The organism is Neobacillus drentensis, assembly GCF_036965645.1.
Taxonomy (GTDB): Bacteria; Bacillota; Bacilli; order Bacillales; family Cytobacillaceae; genus Neobacillus; species Neobacillus drentensis_D.
In genome coordinates, this window is the sequence record NZ_JBALPZ010000088.1 from 700 (window position 1) to 14,067 (window position 13,368).

Consider the following 13,368-nt stretch of genomic DNA (forward strand, 5'->3'; position numbering starts at 1 on the left):
CGACTTTGAAAAAAATAGGACCCTCAGTAAGAAATGAGTATAGACAACACTCTAACTCATAACTTTAGGAGGAACCCTACCATGTAGTTATCTTGCCTAACTCTTAAAAGTTTAGTGAGACTAAATGTAAGCTATTTCTTCAATTTCTAATTGGTGTATAATAGTGTGAAGAAATTGTATTTTAACGGGGTGGTAATGAAAATGAAGATTTTGTTTGATGAAACTTACACTTCAAATGACGGAAAGCGAACAAGCAGGAATATTTGGTATGGAGATGCTGATATAACTGTTGATGGTAAATATGGAAAAAGCATTAATCTTAATGAAGATTTTATGGCTAATTTATGCGAAATAATAAAAAATGACTTATCTAAAAATGCAGCAAATAAGCCTACTGAAACTAACTGGTATATTTATGGATGTGGTGTAACTCAGGACTCTATTGGAGACAATATCCGTCCGACAATTATGGTTCGTGAGAGGTCTAACGGGTTTATAACAAATTTTAATATCAGTGACCACGATTTTGCTGTAAATATTGATGCTATTCTGTTGTTTAAGGCGGATTTTGAAAAACGTTTAGCTAGTCATTGAGGAGTAATAATACTATTAGCATTTTCAAATATTTGAGGGGATGATTTCATAAAGAATTCATTCTCCTTTTTCATCTGGTGGGAGTCTTTTTGTGTGGAGGAAAAGGACATTTATTAATACAGATTGTGAAATTAAATTAAACTGCCAGTTCTTATTATTCATTAGCTTTTGTCATACCTTTAATAAATAAAAGTGCAACCAGCTATGGTCGCACTTTATGATAAGAATCGATTAATTTAAGTTCCTTTTCAGATTTTCCTGATTCAGGACAAAGTGAAAGTAAATCTGCGTTTACCGCATAAGTAAATGTATCCTTTGTTATTATTTCTTTTTTCTCATTGATAACTAATTTATCATATTGTAAAGAAATTTTTATAAGATGGGTATACGTTCTGTCGTTTTCAGTAGGCTTAAGCTGCTTTATCCAAACATGAATGCCTTCTGGTTTTAGCTCTCCCCAACTTATGGAGTCTGCATGATATTTATTATGATAATAATCGACTAAGCTATGACGCATCCATACCTGCATTGGTGTCAAATATAAACATCTTTGTAGCTTGGTCCTTCACTTCATATCTCTCTCCTCCTACTGCTGTAACTTTAGCAGCCGAAGCATTACCAACAGTTAAGAAAAATACCGTGACTAGCGTTAGCACTACTTTATTTATAGCAACCACTCCCATATTTTTATATGATTAGGGTTGCCTTAATGATCTTTTTTATTGCATTAGCTATAGAAGTTAAATGTGCACTAGGGTGTTCTTTCTACTTCAACTAACCTTCCACTTAAACTTAAGTAAATCTCTTCACAATCTCTTGAATTATAATAACTAAATAATATTAAAAAATTCCTGACCTCTAAGAAGTTATAGAGGTCAGGAATTTTTAATCAAACTTTTACTTGCTCCAAATTCTTTTCCATAACCACTGTTTTAACAGGGTAACCATTAGGATTAGTGACAACTTCTTCGTCAGAAACAATATAATCCATTGCCTCGTATAAACTTATATTTTTAGATAATGAAGCTCGAACACGACATTCCATTTTCATTTTTCCATTTTCATTAGCATATTTCTCAAGCCACAATAAAATAGCTTTTGCAATCCCCTTTCCTCTTGCCTGTGGTGTTACAGATAATCTTGAAAAATATAACGAATCGTCTTTAATTGTAAATCTTGAAGAACCTAATGGCTCCCCATCTACAAAGCACAATAAGGCTTTTTCTGAACCGTTTTTAAGTGCATTTAGCAAGGTATCTAGTGATTCATTTAATGCACTTGAAGGAACATCAAGGAATCGATATTCTTCAAACGCCTCTAACATAAGCTTATGTACAATAGGGGTTTCTTTCTCATTTGCTAACCTTATATCTAAATTCATATTTTCTCCCTCCTAATAGATACCCAAAGACAACCAAACTAACTTAGTATCTATAGTTAAAAATACCACACAAAAAATTAGATAGATGGTTTATGTAAGAAAATTTAACAAGGTATTTTGGGCTAAGATTAACTTTTTAATTTATATAGTTGGATTTCTTTTTTTACTATCCTGCTCCGTAGTTCAACAAGAAATAATGACCGCCCCAGCGATCACATCATCTTGAACAAAAGCAACCCGTTGGTTGAATAGTAGGTTCAGTGGCTAATCATTAGGAATTATTTTGGCTTTACTTCAAAAACTGTTCTCCCATATTGCTTTTTTCCTTGAACTTCCCATTCCATTTCAAATTCAAGAATTGAATTGTTCTTGGAATAGACGCTCTCCTTATAATCGCCACTTCCAGTTGTAGGTGCTGGTATATGTGGTTCCATTCTGTAATAGGTAATCTTCGTATTATCATAATTGGTCAGAGTAACATTAACTGGCGTATTCCAAGGTATTCTAACTGCGTGTCATATACCCATTTATTTTTCTCTTTTCTAGGATTTATAGAAACATTCCATTCCTCTATATTTTCCTTTAGGACCTGTTCAACACTTAAATGTTGTGGAGTTTGTGGAACATTTTGACAGCCATTTAGGATAAAAACACTCCAAATAAGTATAAGTATAATTGGACGCATAAGAACCTCCTGAAAAAGTGGTGAAGTACATATTCGCCAGCCAGTTTAGAAATCCTTCTTAAGCTAACCTCCCTAGTTAGCATAATAAGAAAGCCGCCTTCGATTGTTGGCAGCACTCCTCTTCAAAAAATCAGTTTATATAAAACAAATCCAACTATTATTATAATAAGAAGGATTCCTGTCCCTTTCCAACCCATAACACCAGTTAAGCTACGCGTTTGTTTAATAGAACCATACAGAAAACGCCTATAATTGATATAGGCGTTTTAAAACTAGTTATCACAAGCAGTTCCATCTCAATCCTGACCTAAACTATGGACGCCAAAACTAGCGACTATGGACGCTTTCATGAAAATTTATTACTTCACCTTTTACAGTGAAATCATTTTAATTACTTTCGACAAACTCGATCAGAATTTGTTCATATGCTTCTGCCTGTGTAGGAGTTAATGATTTGGACAACCTCAAAAAGATATTTTTATGTAGGTACCCATATTCCGTGAAAGCTCCGCCTGATTCCTGAGCCGTCGTTGTTACATATTCATAGCGTTTTTTTGCATCTTTTTGTTGTCAAATATTTCGATGCTACCACCATATTTAACCTTAAAGTCTTCTCGCATTTCTTTTTTTACAGATTCAAGGAGCATCTCATCTTTGATCAATAGACCCTCGATGAATTTTTTTCAACCCTACTGTCAATGAAATCCACTTTGCCGATATATCCCCCTAGCCTTCCTAACAATTCGTTTGGATCATTCTCTTCATTATAAATTTTTGTATACGAAATGTTACCATTCTCCGCTTTAAAGTAGGCAATAATCTCCTCGGCGTTTTTCAAAACGTTATTTTTTGGTTTATCTGTTGCTTGATTTTTTTCTTGATTGTCCTTAATTGGTCTCCATCACTACATGCCGTTAACACGAATATAGTAAGAAGACCAATAAACAGTATCATTTTTTTCATCATCAACCTCCATCTCTAATTTTCCTCTTTATGTCTCTATCATTCATGAGACAAAGTACGAGAACATTGTGATAAAAACCAAAAAAGAGAGTTTTTCAAAAAATCCGCAACACATATAAATAAATGAAGAAAAGGCTCATATGTGCTTCAATAGAATGTGAATATTTTATGACACCCTTTCTTCACCTTGTCCTTTGCGAGGGCTATAGGGAAAAGCCTTCGTCTTCGACACTTCTACAATATCGAGATTTCTGATATAAAGCGAACTTCCATTTTTCTAATTGAGGGCATTTTTAGTACAAAACGTCAAAAAACGCCTTCAAATTAGAAATTTTGAAGACGTTTTTTGACGTTTTGGGTGTTTTATCGCTTTTTTGTGTGAAGAGGTTTATCTTTCTTGGATTATGTGAAAATCCTGTTTCTTCTATTACACTTATCAATTTAATTGTTTCTTTTCATATTCTTTTTATGTTCAAACATCACATTTCTTCTTTATAGGAATGCTGCATTAAAGCGGTTCAATACCGTATCCATACCAGCTAATTATCACCACTATTGCTCATGATATATTCTATACGAGGAGCTTCATTTGTAACTTTATTTCTACTTTGTATTTACGATACAAATGAATCATTAGGTATCTCTATAGGTTGAACCGTTGAGCTATAAGCTCTCTCTTCATGTAGACTAATGTCTAATCCCATTAACTCTTCTTCTTGGGTAACACGTAGCGGCACAAATAGTTTTACGATTTTTAAGATGATAAACGTTCCGACAACACCAAGAATGATCGCTGTTGCTACACCCCAAAATTGGTGTACAATCAATGCAGGATTCCCATAAAGCAATCCGTCATTACCTGCTGAATTCACACTTGTTGTGGCAAAAATACCTGTTGCAAGTGATCCCCAAATTCCAGCAAGACCATGAACACCAAATGCATCTAAAGTATCATCATATTTGAATTTCTCTTTAATAAAGTTGATTCCATAATAACTTACCGGCGCTGAAAGTAAGCCAATAATGATGGCTGAAGGAACCGTTACAAACCCAGCAGCAGGAGTGATTCCTACAAGACCAGCGATTGCTCCTGTAGCTGCCCCGACTAAAGTTGGCCGTTTGCGAACTTTCCATTCGATTATAAGCCAACACAAACCACCAGCGGCTGCCGCAACTTGAGTATTCGCAAAAGCAAGAGCAGTTACCTCATTGGCACCTAAAGCACTCCCTGCATTGAAGCCAAACCACCCAAACCATAGAGTTGCAGCACCGATTAAGAACAGCACGATATTATGTGGACTGTGTTTTTTCTTTAAATGTTCATACCTAGGTCCAATAATAATGGCTGCCGTAAGAGCACTTACCCCAGATAGAATATGAACTACGGTACCACCAGCAAAGTCAAGTTCACCAAGTTTAGCTAAAAAACCGCCTCCCCAAACCCAATGAGCCATCGGAGCATAAATAAAGGTGATCCATAACAAACTAAAGAGAATCCAAGCGGGGAAAGATATTCGTCCGGCAATTCCCCCAGAAATGATGGCAACGGTAATAGCGGCGAATGCACATTGGAAGATAGCAAAAGTATAATGTGGAATGGTGTAAGAGCCAAATGCAGCTTCTCCTCCAACCCCATGAAATCCTAAGTAATCCAACCCACCGATCAGTCCGCCTTTATCAGGTCCAAAGCTAAGGGTATAACCCCATAATACCCATACGAGCGTGATGATTAACAAGCTGACAAAGCTATGCATCATGGTTGAGACAACATTTCGATCACTCACTAATCCTCCATAAAAAAGAGCTAATCCTGGAACATGCATGAAGATGACGATCGCCGTTGCAATTAACATCCAAGTTGTATCTCCTGAATCAACTACTGGTGTTGTTGTGGCTGCAAACGCATTGATTGGAACAATGAAAAGAAAGGCAAGAAACGTGAATAAGACCATACTCCGTTTTTTACGATACATCCCAATTCCTCCTTAGAGTTAATTATTTTCAGTTTAATGCTGGTGTTGATGATTCATATTCATATTCATCTCCGGCATATCTAATGGAACATGGGTACGCGCCTTCATTGTGACTGCAATTCCTATTACTGAAATAGAAAGAACGAATGATAGCAAAAGCGGAGTTAATTTGGTTTTTGCCATTGCATTCTGTTTTACAACCTCTTTATTAACCATAAACATTAAAGATAGAATAGAAAGTAAATAGATGATATCCATTGCAACAATGATAAAAGTTTGCCGGTTTTCTGGGGTCATATCTCCAAGCATCGCTCCCATCATCGCTCCCATAAAGCCGGAAGACAATGCTTCAATCATTCCAGAAGCGCCAAAATGTTGGCCAATGAAATAGCTAAAAACACCGCTAATGATAATGGATAATACGGTAGAATACGCTAGTTCTCCTGGTATTAATAGAGCAAGGATGAGACCAATCATTGTACTGCTTACCATACCTACTCCCATCGAAATACACTTTCCTGTTGCTGGACTGACGCATTGTTTTTTTGAAGCAATGTGTATATGAAAGAATATCGTATACACAACAATCAGTGCTGAACTAATAAAAACTAACATGCCTTCACCTCCATTTATAATATGGGAGCTGGTAAAAAAACCAACTCCCGCTTTCTTTCTTATTGATGGCAAGAATCACCTTTTGTCATACTGCAAGATGTTTTAGCCTTTGGACGAGGCAGATCTAGAGCTGGATTACGGTCAAAGAATCCTACTGGTTTCAATTGGAAGCTTTGATACGCCGTTGGCATGACCGGCCAGTCTTCTGGTCGAGTAATATGGTGATGCCCCATTGTGTACCATACAACAATATCTTCATTTTCAATATTACGGTCAGCTTTTACATAATGCTCTAAGCTATCTCCGCCTTTTGATTGGTTCGGATATTTTCCAGAAGCATACATTTGGTTACGATCATATTTTGTAACATGGAGATGATTTTTGATAAATCCTGCACGTTTAATGACACTAGCCTCATCTGTAGCGAACGGAAGACAGTTTTCACCAGTGACAATTTTATATCCGACTTGTTGGCCAACGAAGTTTTTTGAATTCGGATTGACAATTTTCCATGTTTTTTGGGTAGCCAAATCAATATTACTTACTGATTCTGATTCTGTTTTAAAGGCTTTTGATATCGTATAGAAGGCATTGTTATTTGGGTTTTCCGGACCTGCCTTTTCTGCGACTGTATAGGATTCAACCAAAGAGTTTTTCACTCCATCAAGGATAGGGTCGATTCGGAAGTTAAAGAAATGCTGATGATATGGCGCATTCACACGTGGTGCAACCTCTGTTCCATATTTAGGAACTTCCCCTTCATCCAATGCACCTACGTTTAAAATACCAGTTAATTTCACTTCACACTCGATCGTTCCATCTGGATAGAAAGACCAGAAGAATCCATAATCATAGTTTGCAACTGTTGCAAAGAAAGAAATGACTAGACGACGAGAACGTCTTACTTCAACTCTATTTGTCCTCCAATCTGTATGTTTCCATGCGACCCCATAATCTTCTTCATGAAGACAAACCGCATTTTTCACTGTAAATGGTTCGCCTTTACTGTTTGACATCACTGCATCAAAGTATTTTATATACCCTACACAATCACAACCTAACTCCAGAGAATTGGCAAGCTGACCAATTCCGTATTCCCCTGCATCGAACGCATTTTGCCAGTTATGAGATGGGTTTGTATCACTGTAAGGTACCACCATTTCAGATAATGCAGCACGGTAAAGAATTGGACGAACTTTTCCTTTATCCTCATATCCCACCGTGTGAAGAACAAGCCCTTCTCTTGGCGTAAATCCAAAACGAATATTCCATTTTTGCCAATTAATTGAATGACCATCAATATCGAAGCTTGGACCCTCAGGTTGAATGATCTCCAATGGTTTTACGTCTTGGCGAATATCAATCGGGTAACTATTGGCTTCTTCTGGTGTATAAGCAGCATCTGTTGGTGGAATTGGTTTCACTCCGTAGTCCTCAATACGAATAATTTCCATTTTATTCACATCCACTACCGGAATTAGACCTGTAATGGGATATGCATATCCATTTTCTCCTTCAGCTGGCCTTACCCAGGCTAACGCACGAACAAGTCGTTTCCCTTCATCATCTGGGATACCAAAGTAACCCGATGACCATGGATCAATCATCACTAAACTTGGATCGGTAATGCCGCGTTTTAAAAGGGCAGCTTGATAGTCTGGGTCATTTTTCACTAATTCTTCGACTGTTTCAAATTCATCAAGGATAAAGCCTGGTCGAACATCTGGAATACTTTCATAGGAAACTACTTGTTCTTTTGTAAGAGAAACAATCGCTTCAAACGTTTCATTTGTTTCTGGTTCTAATAGAATAATAAAAACTTCTCTTTCAAACGAATCTCCCTTTTTAAAATTAAGAACCAATTCTTTTTCAGGTTCATGTAGGACCACCTGTGCAAACCTAGCAGACTGAGTTAAATTCATTTCACTTCTTAAAATTGCTACCGCTTTTGTGATTTCCTCCGATGTTAATGGTTCTAAAGGATGTGTCGCTTGATTTACTTTCATTTCCGATGCTTTCATAAGATTACCTCCCATTATTTGATAAATATGAATTGATTTTTTTGAATAAATCTTACCTACACATTTAGAATATCTAGTTTTTTGTCGAATTTATTGTAAAAAACGAACCTGCGTGAAGTTATTTAATTTTTATGTTAGGAATTCTTACATAACACTGTAACAAACATGAAAATATCATTATTATTTTTTTATGAATTCTAACGTTTCAATTAATCTTGTTTCATCCAATCGTCTTCACGTTCTGCTATAAATTACTGTTAGGAAAGGAGTACTACAAAATGAGTACTTTATTAGATAACCAAATCTATTTTCCTTCTCAACCAGAAATCAAACAAAATACACTTTTCTATCAAGAACTTAAACCCGCGGGTGGATGGTATAGCCAAAATGTTGCCTTGTTCTATCAATTCACTACATATGCAGACACCTCTACGTTTCTATCCCTTATTCCAGATGGATGTTTTGATTTTTTATTCTGCTGTGATTCTGCAAATCCAACTGCTTACTTATGGACTAGTCCTTTATACAGAAAAAAACAGCCGGAATTTCGAAAAAATTGCCAATACTTCGGTGTTCGATTTTTCCCTGAACAAAGTATTTTCAAATTAAATGAATCAATGGAGCTTCTTCTTGCTCAGCAAATTCCTTTAAATGAGGTTTTGAATGAGGTGGAGCCAATAGTTGAGTTAATCATTTCTGGGAAGTCATTTAGCGAGAGAATCCAATTGTTTGGCGAGTATTTACAAGAAAAACAGTTAAAATTAGAAAAAGATCAAAAAATGGTCAGATATGCCATTGATCAGATTTATTCGTCACGGGGAACCGTTAATGTCCAGGACTTATCCGATTCCATTGGCTATTCAGAACAGCATATACGCAGGAAGTTTGAATCCTATATTGGATTTTCTCCTAAGCAATTTTGTCAAATCGTTCGCTTCCAAAATACGTTAGATATGTATTTAGATAGAAATGGAGCAGATTTATTAGATATTATCTATGAAAATGGTTACTATGATCAGGCTCACTTCATAAAAGGTTTTAAGAAGTTCATTCATTTAACACCTAAACAATATAAAAAGATATTTACGATTGTATGAAACACTGTTTGAATAAAATCATCGTCAGTACGCACTTTCTTTTCATATAGTGAGGAAAAGTATACCAATTGAGTCCCATAGTATACTTTTTCGCACTATCTGATTTTAAAGTGCGTACTTTTTTTATAAATTTCTGAGAATTACAATGAATATAAGCTTTACAAATTCAAACCAAAAAGGAGAGACTTTTATTATGAAATTACAATTAGCTTTAGATCTTGTCGATATTCAGGGTGCAATTGAATTGGTGGAAGTAGTTAAGGATCATGTGGATGTTGTTGAAATTGGCACACCCGTGGTCATTAATGAAGGACTAAAAGCGGTTAAGGAAGTAAAAAATGCGTTTCCTCAATTAACGGTGTTGGCTGACCTTAAAATTATGGATGCAGCTGGATATGAAGTGAGCCAAGCCTCTGCAGCTGGTGCTGATATCATTACCATTCTTGGTGCTGCTGAAGATGAATCGATTAAAGGAGCAGTAGAGGAAGCGAAGAAACAGGGCAAACAAATTCTTGCCGATATGATCTCTGTAAAAGATATTGCCGCTCGTGCCAAAGAACTAGATTCACTTGGCGTTGATTATATTTGTGTTCATACAGGTTACGATCTACAAGCTGTTGGAAAAAACTCATTTGAAGATCTTGCTACTATTAAAAGTGTTGTTAAAAATGCAAAAACAGCGGTTGCTGGCGGAATTAAATTAGAAACACTACCAGAAGTCATTAAACAACAACCAGACCTAGTAATTGTAGGCGGAGGGATTACTAGCAAGGAAGATAAAAAATCAACGGCAGCGAAAATGCAAGAATTAATCAAACAAACTGCCGTTCAAGTAGGGTAATTAGATCCATGTTAACGACTCAATATTTAGATGAAGTGGTTCAAGAATTAAGCCGCACCATCAATCTAATCTCAGACAAAGAGGCTGAGGAGTTTGTGAATAAAATTCTTGATTCAAACAAAATCTTTGTTGCAGGAGCAGGTCGATCTGGTTTTATGGGCAAATCTTTTGTTATGCGTATGATGCATATGGGGATTGATGCTTATATTGTTGGTGAAACTGTAACAGCAAACTTAGAACCTGATGATTTATTAATCATCGGATCTGGCTCAGGAGAAACCAAAACCTTGGTTGCCATTGCTGAAAAAGCGAAAAACATTGGTGGAACCGTCGCAGCCATTACGATTTCGCCTGATTCTACAATTGGCAAACTAGCTGATATTGTTGTTAAGCTGCCGGGTGCTCCTAAAGATCAATCAACTGGTGATTACCAAACGATTCAACCAATGGGATCTCTTTTTGAGCAAACGATGTTGTTGTTTTACGATGCCCTGATTTTAAGATTTATGGAAAAAAAAGGGCTAGACTCCAATAAAATGTATGGTAAGCATGCAAATCTGGAATAAAATAAATTGAATATTCTATAGACCACAAATTCACTCCTGTTAAAAGAATTTGTGGTCTTTCCTTTTTTGGAGAAAAAATGCCAGCCGGATAAATGGATTCAGGCTACTTAGTCACTTTTACCTAAGAATAATCATCTATCGGTGGGAACTGTTCAGAGATAGATGGTTATTTTCCAAGCCTCTTTAAAAAGATAATTTAAATATACAATGTTGTTTTTTTACAATCTTTTTTTAAAGTACATAAGTATACTTGATGAAAGTTTACTAACTAAAAGTTCATTCTCAATAATGAAAACAAACAATAGGAGGAAAAAAACATGAGTCATCTACGAGGAAGAACATTTAATTGTGAAAAGGAGCTTACTCTTTCTATAATCGGTGGGAAATGGAAAATGTTAATCTTATGGTACTTAGAAAACAAGGAACTAAACGTTTTGGCGAACTGAGAAAGTTAATTCCAGATATTACCCAACGAATGCTTGCGAATCAATTGAGAGAATTAGAAGAAGATTGTATTATTCACCGAGAAGTTTACCCAGTTGTTCCTCCTAAAGTAGAGTATTCCCTTACTAAACAAGGGGAAAGTTTAATGCCGATCCTAGAAGCGATGTATGAATGGGGAAAGAACTACAAGAAAGTAAACCATCAGAATGAGCTAAAATTAATCAATGGAGCCCAATAATTCTGTTTATTTATATTAATAACAACTCTCCGCATGACGGCATCCCCATTCTCAAGTACACCTCCAAATTCCATTCGTTTATATTTTGGACAACTGTCCATTGGAGTAAGTGTAAATTTTCACAAAATCATTATTCACCTTCAAAAAATAATAAAAGGTAGCAACTTGCTACCTTAAAAAATTATAAGCTCGTCTTTATTTTTCCCTTATTTTTAAGAGTGATGGTGATATGGCATGGTGATCCTACTCAGAACTTGATTCATCATCAGCTTAGCCAGATACACCAGTTACCTGCGGTTCACTATTGCCAGTGAACGTATTACCTGTAAGTGTTGCTGTTCCATTGCCAAAATTTTCTATAGCGCCACCACTCGTAGCGGTGTTGCCCGTGAACGTTCTTCTTGTAATGGTTGCTGTTCCAGTATTTGCTATAGCCCCACCAACACCATTCGGAGCACTGTTATTAGTAAACGTACTTCTCATAACGATAAGTGTGCCATCATTTGTTATGGCCCCGCCATTACCAATCAAAGCCTTGTTGTTAGAGAACGTACTATTTGTAATATTGACTGTTCCAGAAAAATTCCCTATCGCCCGACCAAAATTAGCAGAGTTACCAGTGAACGCACTATTTGTAACATTAACTGCACCAGAATCCTGATTTGTTATAGCACCTCCAACCTTTGCGGTGTTGCCAGTGAACGTACTATTTGTAATATTAACTGTACCGGAACCAAAATTTGATACAGCTCCACCAATCTGAGCACTGTTGTTAGTAAACATACTTCTCACTACAAAATGCAAATCAGGAAATTATCTCAATAAATTTATTATGTTCAAATCACAGTGTTTCATTTCCATTTGTATCCATATAATTCCCACTAATAAAAAATATAGAAATTAATAGTCACTTAATATAGTTTTAATCGCCCCTTAATAAAAACTGAAAATTATTATATTATAGTTGATTTTGATGATGAAAAATAGTTTTGATAATAAATGTTTAACAAAAAGGAGAATGTGCAAATCAAAAAGGAAAAAGCTATAAAAAAAATTGCTCAAATGTCATCAAAGATTATAGGAAGAAGGTCTTAATATGAACATATCTTTTTCGGGCACCATGAATCAGACAAAAGAAATGCTTGCTAAAGTCCCGGAAATTACACTCTACTTTTGGATTACTAAGCTGCTGACTACTGGAATGGGTGAGGTGGCATCCGATTATTTATTCGAGAATCTAAATCCACTTATTTCAGCACCCCTAAGTGTTCTCATTTTTGTAGCGGCCATGATATTACAGTTCAAAGTACGCCGATATATACCAAATGTCTACTGGCTAGTTGTAGTCATGGTTAGTATATTTGGCACAATGGCTGCAGATGTGGTTCGTGTCGGACTAGGCATTCCCTACATCCTTTCAACCATCTTCTTTGTAGTGGCACTCGCTGTCGTTCTCATTACTTGGTATTCGAAAGAAAAAACTCTGTCCGTACACAGCATCTTTACCCGTCGCCGCGAGATCTTTTACTGGCTCACCGTACTAGTGACATTCGCACTTGGTACCGCCGCAGGGGATATGACAGCATCAAGCATGCACTTGGGCTACTTATCTTCAGGTGTATTATTTACTGTCTTGCTTGTTATTCCAGCATTGGGTTACCTATTTTTTGGTCTTAATGAAATTTTTGCTTTCTGGTTTGCCTATATCATGACGCGCCCAGTAGGTGCCTCGTTCTCGGATTGGTTAGCGGCGTCCCATAGCCACGGTGGACTGGGAATAGACAAAGGCCTGGTTAGCCTTGTTTTACTGATCTTTATTATTCTCCTAGTCGTCTTTAGAGGAGGATCACCCGCAAAAAGCGTGGAATTCAAGGGCGATGAGGAAAGAGCATCTTAGTAAATTGATCCCCTATGATACAAAACCAGCCAAATTGCTTAAGATAAAATACT

The 13,368-nt window shown here is 36.4% G+C and carries 14 protein-coding genes and 1 pseudogene; 6 read left to right on the forward strand and 9 right to left on the reverse strand.

All coding sequences use genetic code 11. The annotated features are described in order from the left end of the window. Window positions 1-201: 201 nt before the first annotated feature. The gene (locus V7266_RS17110; protein WP_335469362.1) at window positions 202-594 is read left to right on the forward strand and encodes a hypothetical protein; all 393 of its coding nucleotides are present in this window, start codon (window positions 202-204) and stop codon (window positions 592-594) included. A 202-nt stretch (window positions 595-796) separates the two neighbouring features. Here V7266_RS17110 and V7266_RS17115 read toward each other — a convergent pair whose 3' ends face one another. The 8 genes from V7266_RS17115 to V7266_RS17150 form a co-directional block, all read right to left on the reverse strand. Then, entirely contained in the window at window positions 797-1,111 is a 315-nt protein-coding gene (locus tag V7266_RS17115; protein ID WP_335469363.1) for a hypothetical protein, read from the reverse strand. Next, window positions 1,101-1,250, reverse strand: a complete 150-nt coding sequence (locus V7266_RS17120) for a hypothetical protein (protein WP_335469365.1) — start codon at window positions 1,248-1,250, stop codon at window positions 1,101-1,103. The genes V7266_RS17115 and V7266_RS17120 overlap by 11 nt, the downstream gene beginning before the upstream one ends. A gap of 233 nt (window positions 1,251-1,483) precedes the next feature. Next, a complete protein-coding gene (locus V7266_RS17125) occupies window positions 1,484-1,975 on the reverse strand; it encodes a GNAT family N-acetyltransferase (RefSeq protein ID WP_335469367.1) in 492 nt (163 codons plus the stop codon). Window positions 1,976-2,444: 469 nt separating this feature from the next. After that, entirely contained in the window at window positions 2,445-2,660 is a 216-nt protein-coding gene (locus V7266_RS17130) for a hypothetical protein (RefSeq protein WP_335469368.1), read from the reverse strand. 122 nt (window positions 2,661-2,782) lie between these two features. Beyond that, window positions 2,783-2,917 carry a DUF6366 family protein gene (locus V7266_RS17135; protein WP_335469407.1) on the reverse strand — a complete coding sequence of 45 codons (135 nt, stop codon included), beginning with the start codon at window positions 2,915-2,917 and terminating at the stop codon, window positions 2,783-2,785. Window positions 2,918-4,237: 1,320 nt separating this feature from the next. Continuing rightward, window positions 4,238-5,476 (reverse strand): ammonium transporter, encoded by a 1,239-nt coding sequence (locus tag V7266_RS17140; protein WP_335469408.1) that lies wholly within the window; start codon window positions 5,474-5,476, stop codon window positions 4,238-4,240. 153 nt (window positions 5,477-5,629) lie between these two features. Continuing rightward, on the reverse strand, window positions 5,630-6,211 hold the full coding sequence (locus V7266_RS17145; RefSeq protein WP_335469369.1) for a hypothetical protein: 582 nt from the start codon (window positions 6,209-6,211) through the stop codon (window positions 5,630-5,632). A gap of 59 nt (window positions 6,212-6,270) precedes the next feature. Continuing rightward, window positions 6,271-8,232: a primary-amine oxidase gene (locus V7266_RS17150; RefSeq protein WP_335469370.1), complete on the reverse strand. Its 1,962-nt coding sequence runs from the start codon at window positions 8,230-8,232 to the stop codon at window positions 6,271-6,273. Between the two features lie 278 nt (window positions 8,233-8,510). Between V7266_RS17150 and V7266_RS17155 the strand changes: the two genes are divergently transcribed. From V7266_RS17155 to V7266_RS17170, 4 genes and pseudogenes are all read left to right on the forward strand, one after another. Next, the gene (locus V7266_RS17155; RefSeq protein ID WP_335469372.1) at window positions 8,511-9,329 is read left to right on the forward strand and encodes a helix-turn-helix domain-containing protein; all 819 of its coding nucleotides are present in this window, start codon (window positions 8,511-8,513) and stop codon (window positions 9,327-9,329) included. Window positions 9,330-9,522: 193 nt separating this feature from the next. Beyond that, window positions 9,523-10,170: a 3-hexulose-6-phosphate synthase gene (gene hxlA / locus V7266_RS17160; protein WP_335469373.1), complete on the forward strand. Its 648-nt coding sequence runs from the start codon at window positions 9,523-9,525 to the stop codon at window positions 10,168-10,170. 8 nt (window positions 10,171-10,178) lie between these two features. Next, window positions 10,179-10,736 carry a 6-phospho-3-hexuloisomerase gene (gene hxlB, locus V7266_RS17165; RefSeq protein WP_335469374.1) on the forward strand — a complete coding sequence of 186 codons (558 nt, stop codon included), beginning with the start codon at window positions 10,179-10,181 and terminating at the stop codon, window positions 10,734-10,736. Between the two features lie 317 nt (window positions 10,737-11,053). After that, window positions 11,054-11,418, forward strand: a pseudogene (locus V7266_RS17170) (winged helix-turn-helix transcriptional regulator). A gap of 270 nt (window positions 11,419-11,688) precedes the next feature. Here the strand turns inward: V7266_RS17170 and V7266_RS17175 are convergent. Then, the gene (locus tag V7266_RS17175) at window positions 11,689-12,201 is read right to left on the reverse strand and encodes a hypothetical protein (RefSeq protein ID WP_335469376.1); all 513 of its coding nucleotides are present in this window, start codon (window positions 12,199-12,201) and stop codon (window positions 11,689-11,691) included. 313 nt (window positions 12,202-12,514) lie between these two features. Between V7266_RS17175 and V7266_RS17180 the strand changes: the two genes are divergently transcribed. Further along, window positions 12,515-13,315, forward strand: coding sequence for a COG4705 family protein (locus V7266_RS17180; RefSeq protein ID WP_335469377.1), 801 nt, complete (start codon window positions 12,515-12,517; stop codon window positions 13,313-13,315). Window positions 13,316-13,368 lie beyond the last annotated feature (53 nt).

Bases quoted from the DNA above. Each gene is read 5' to 3' on its own strand.
- V7266_RS17110 (WP_335469362.1), top strand. From the start codon at position 202: ATGAAGATTTTGTTTGATGAAACTTACACTTCAAATGACGGAAAGCGA.
- V7266_RS17125 (WP_335469367.1), bottom strand. From the start codon at position 1,975: ATGAATTTAGATATAAGGTTAGCAAATGAGAAAGAAACCCCTATTGTA.
- V7266_RS17145 (WP_335469369.1), bottom strand. From the start codon at position 6,211: ATGTTAGTTTTTATTAGTTCAGCACTGATTGTTGTGTATACGATATTC.
- V7266_RS17155 (WP_335469372.1), top strand. From the start codon at position 8,511: ATGAGTACTTTATTAGATAACCAAATCTATTTTCCTTCTCAACCAGAA.
- hxlB (WP_335469374.1), top strand. From the start codon at position 10,179: ATGTTAACGACTCAATATTTAGATGAAGTGGTTCAAGAATTAAGCCGC.
- V7266_RS17140 (WP_335469408.1), bottom strand. From the start codon at position 5,476: ATGTTAATTGCAACGGCGATCGTCATCTTCATGCATGTTCCAGGATTA.
- V7266_RS17175 (WP_335469376.1), bottom strand. From the start codon at position 12,201: ATGTTTACTAACAACAGTGCTCAGATTGGTGGAGCTGTATCAAATTTT.
- V7266_RS17115 (WP_335469363.1), bottom strand. From the start codon at position 1,111: ATGCGTCATAGCTTAGTCGATTATTATCATAATAAATATCATGCAGAC.
- V7266_RS17150 (WP_335469370.1), bottom strand. From the start codon at position 8,232: ATGAAAGCATCGGAAATGAAAGTAAATCAAGCGACACATCCTTTAGAA.
- V7266_RS17180 (WP_335469377.1), top strand. From the start codon at position 12,515: ATGAACATATCTTTTTCGGGCACCATGAATCAGACAAAAGAAATGCTT.
- hxlA (WP_335469373.1), top strand. From the start codon at position 9,523: ATGAAATTACAATTAGCTTTAGATCTTGTCGATATTCAGGGTGCAATT.
- V7266_RS17130 (WP_335469368.1), bottom strand. From the start codon at position 2,660: ATGCGTCCAATTATACTTATACTTATTTGGAGTGTTTTTATCCTAAAT.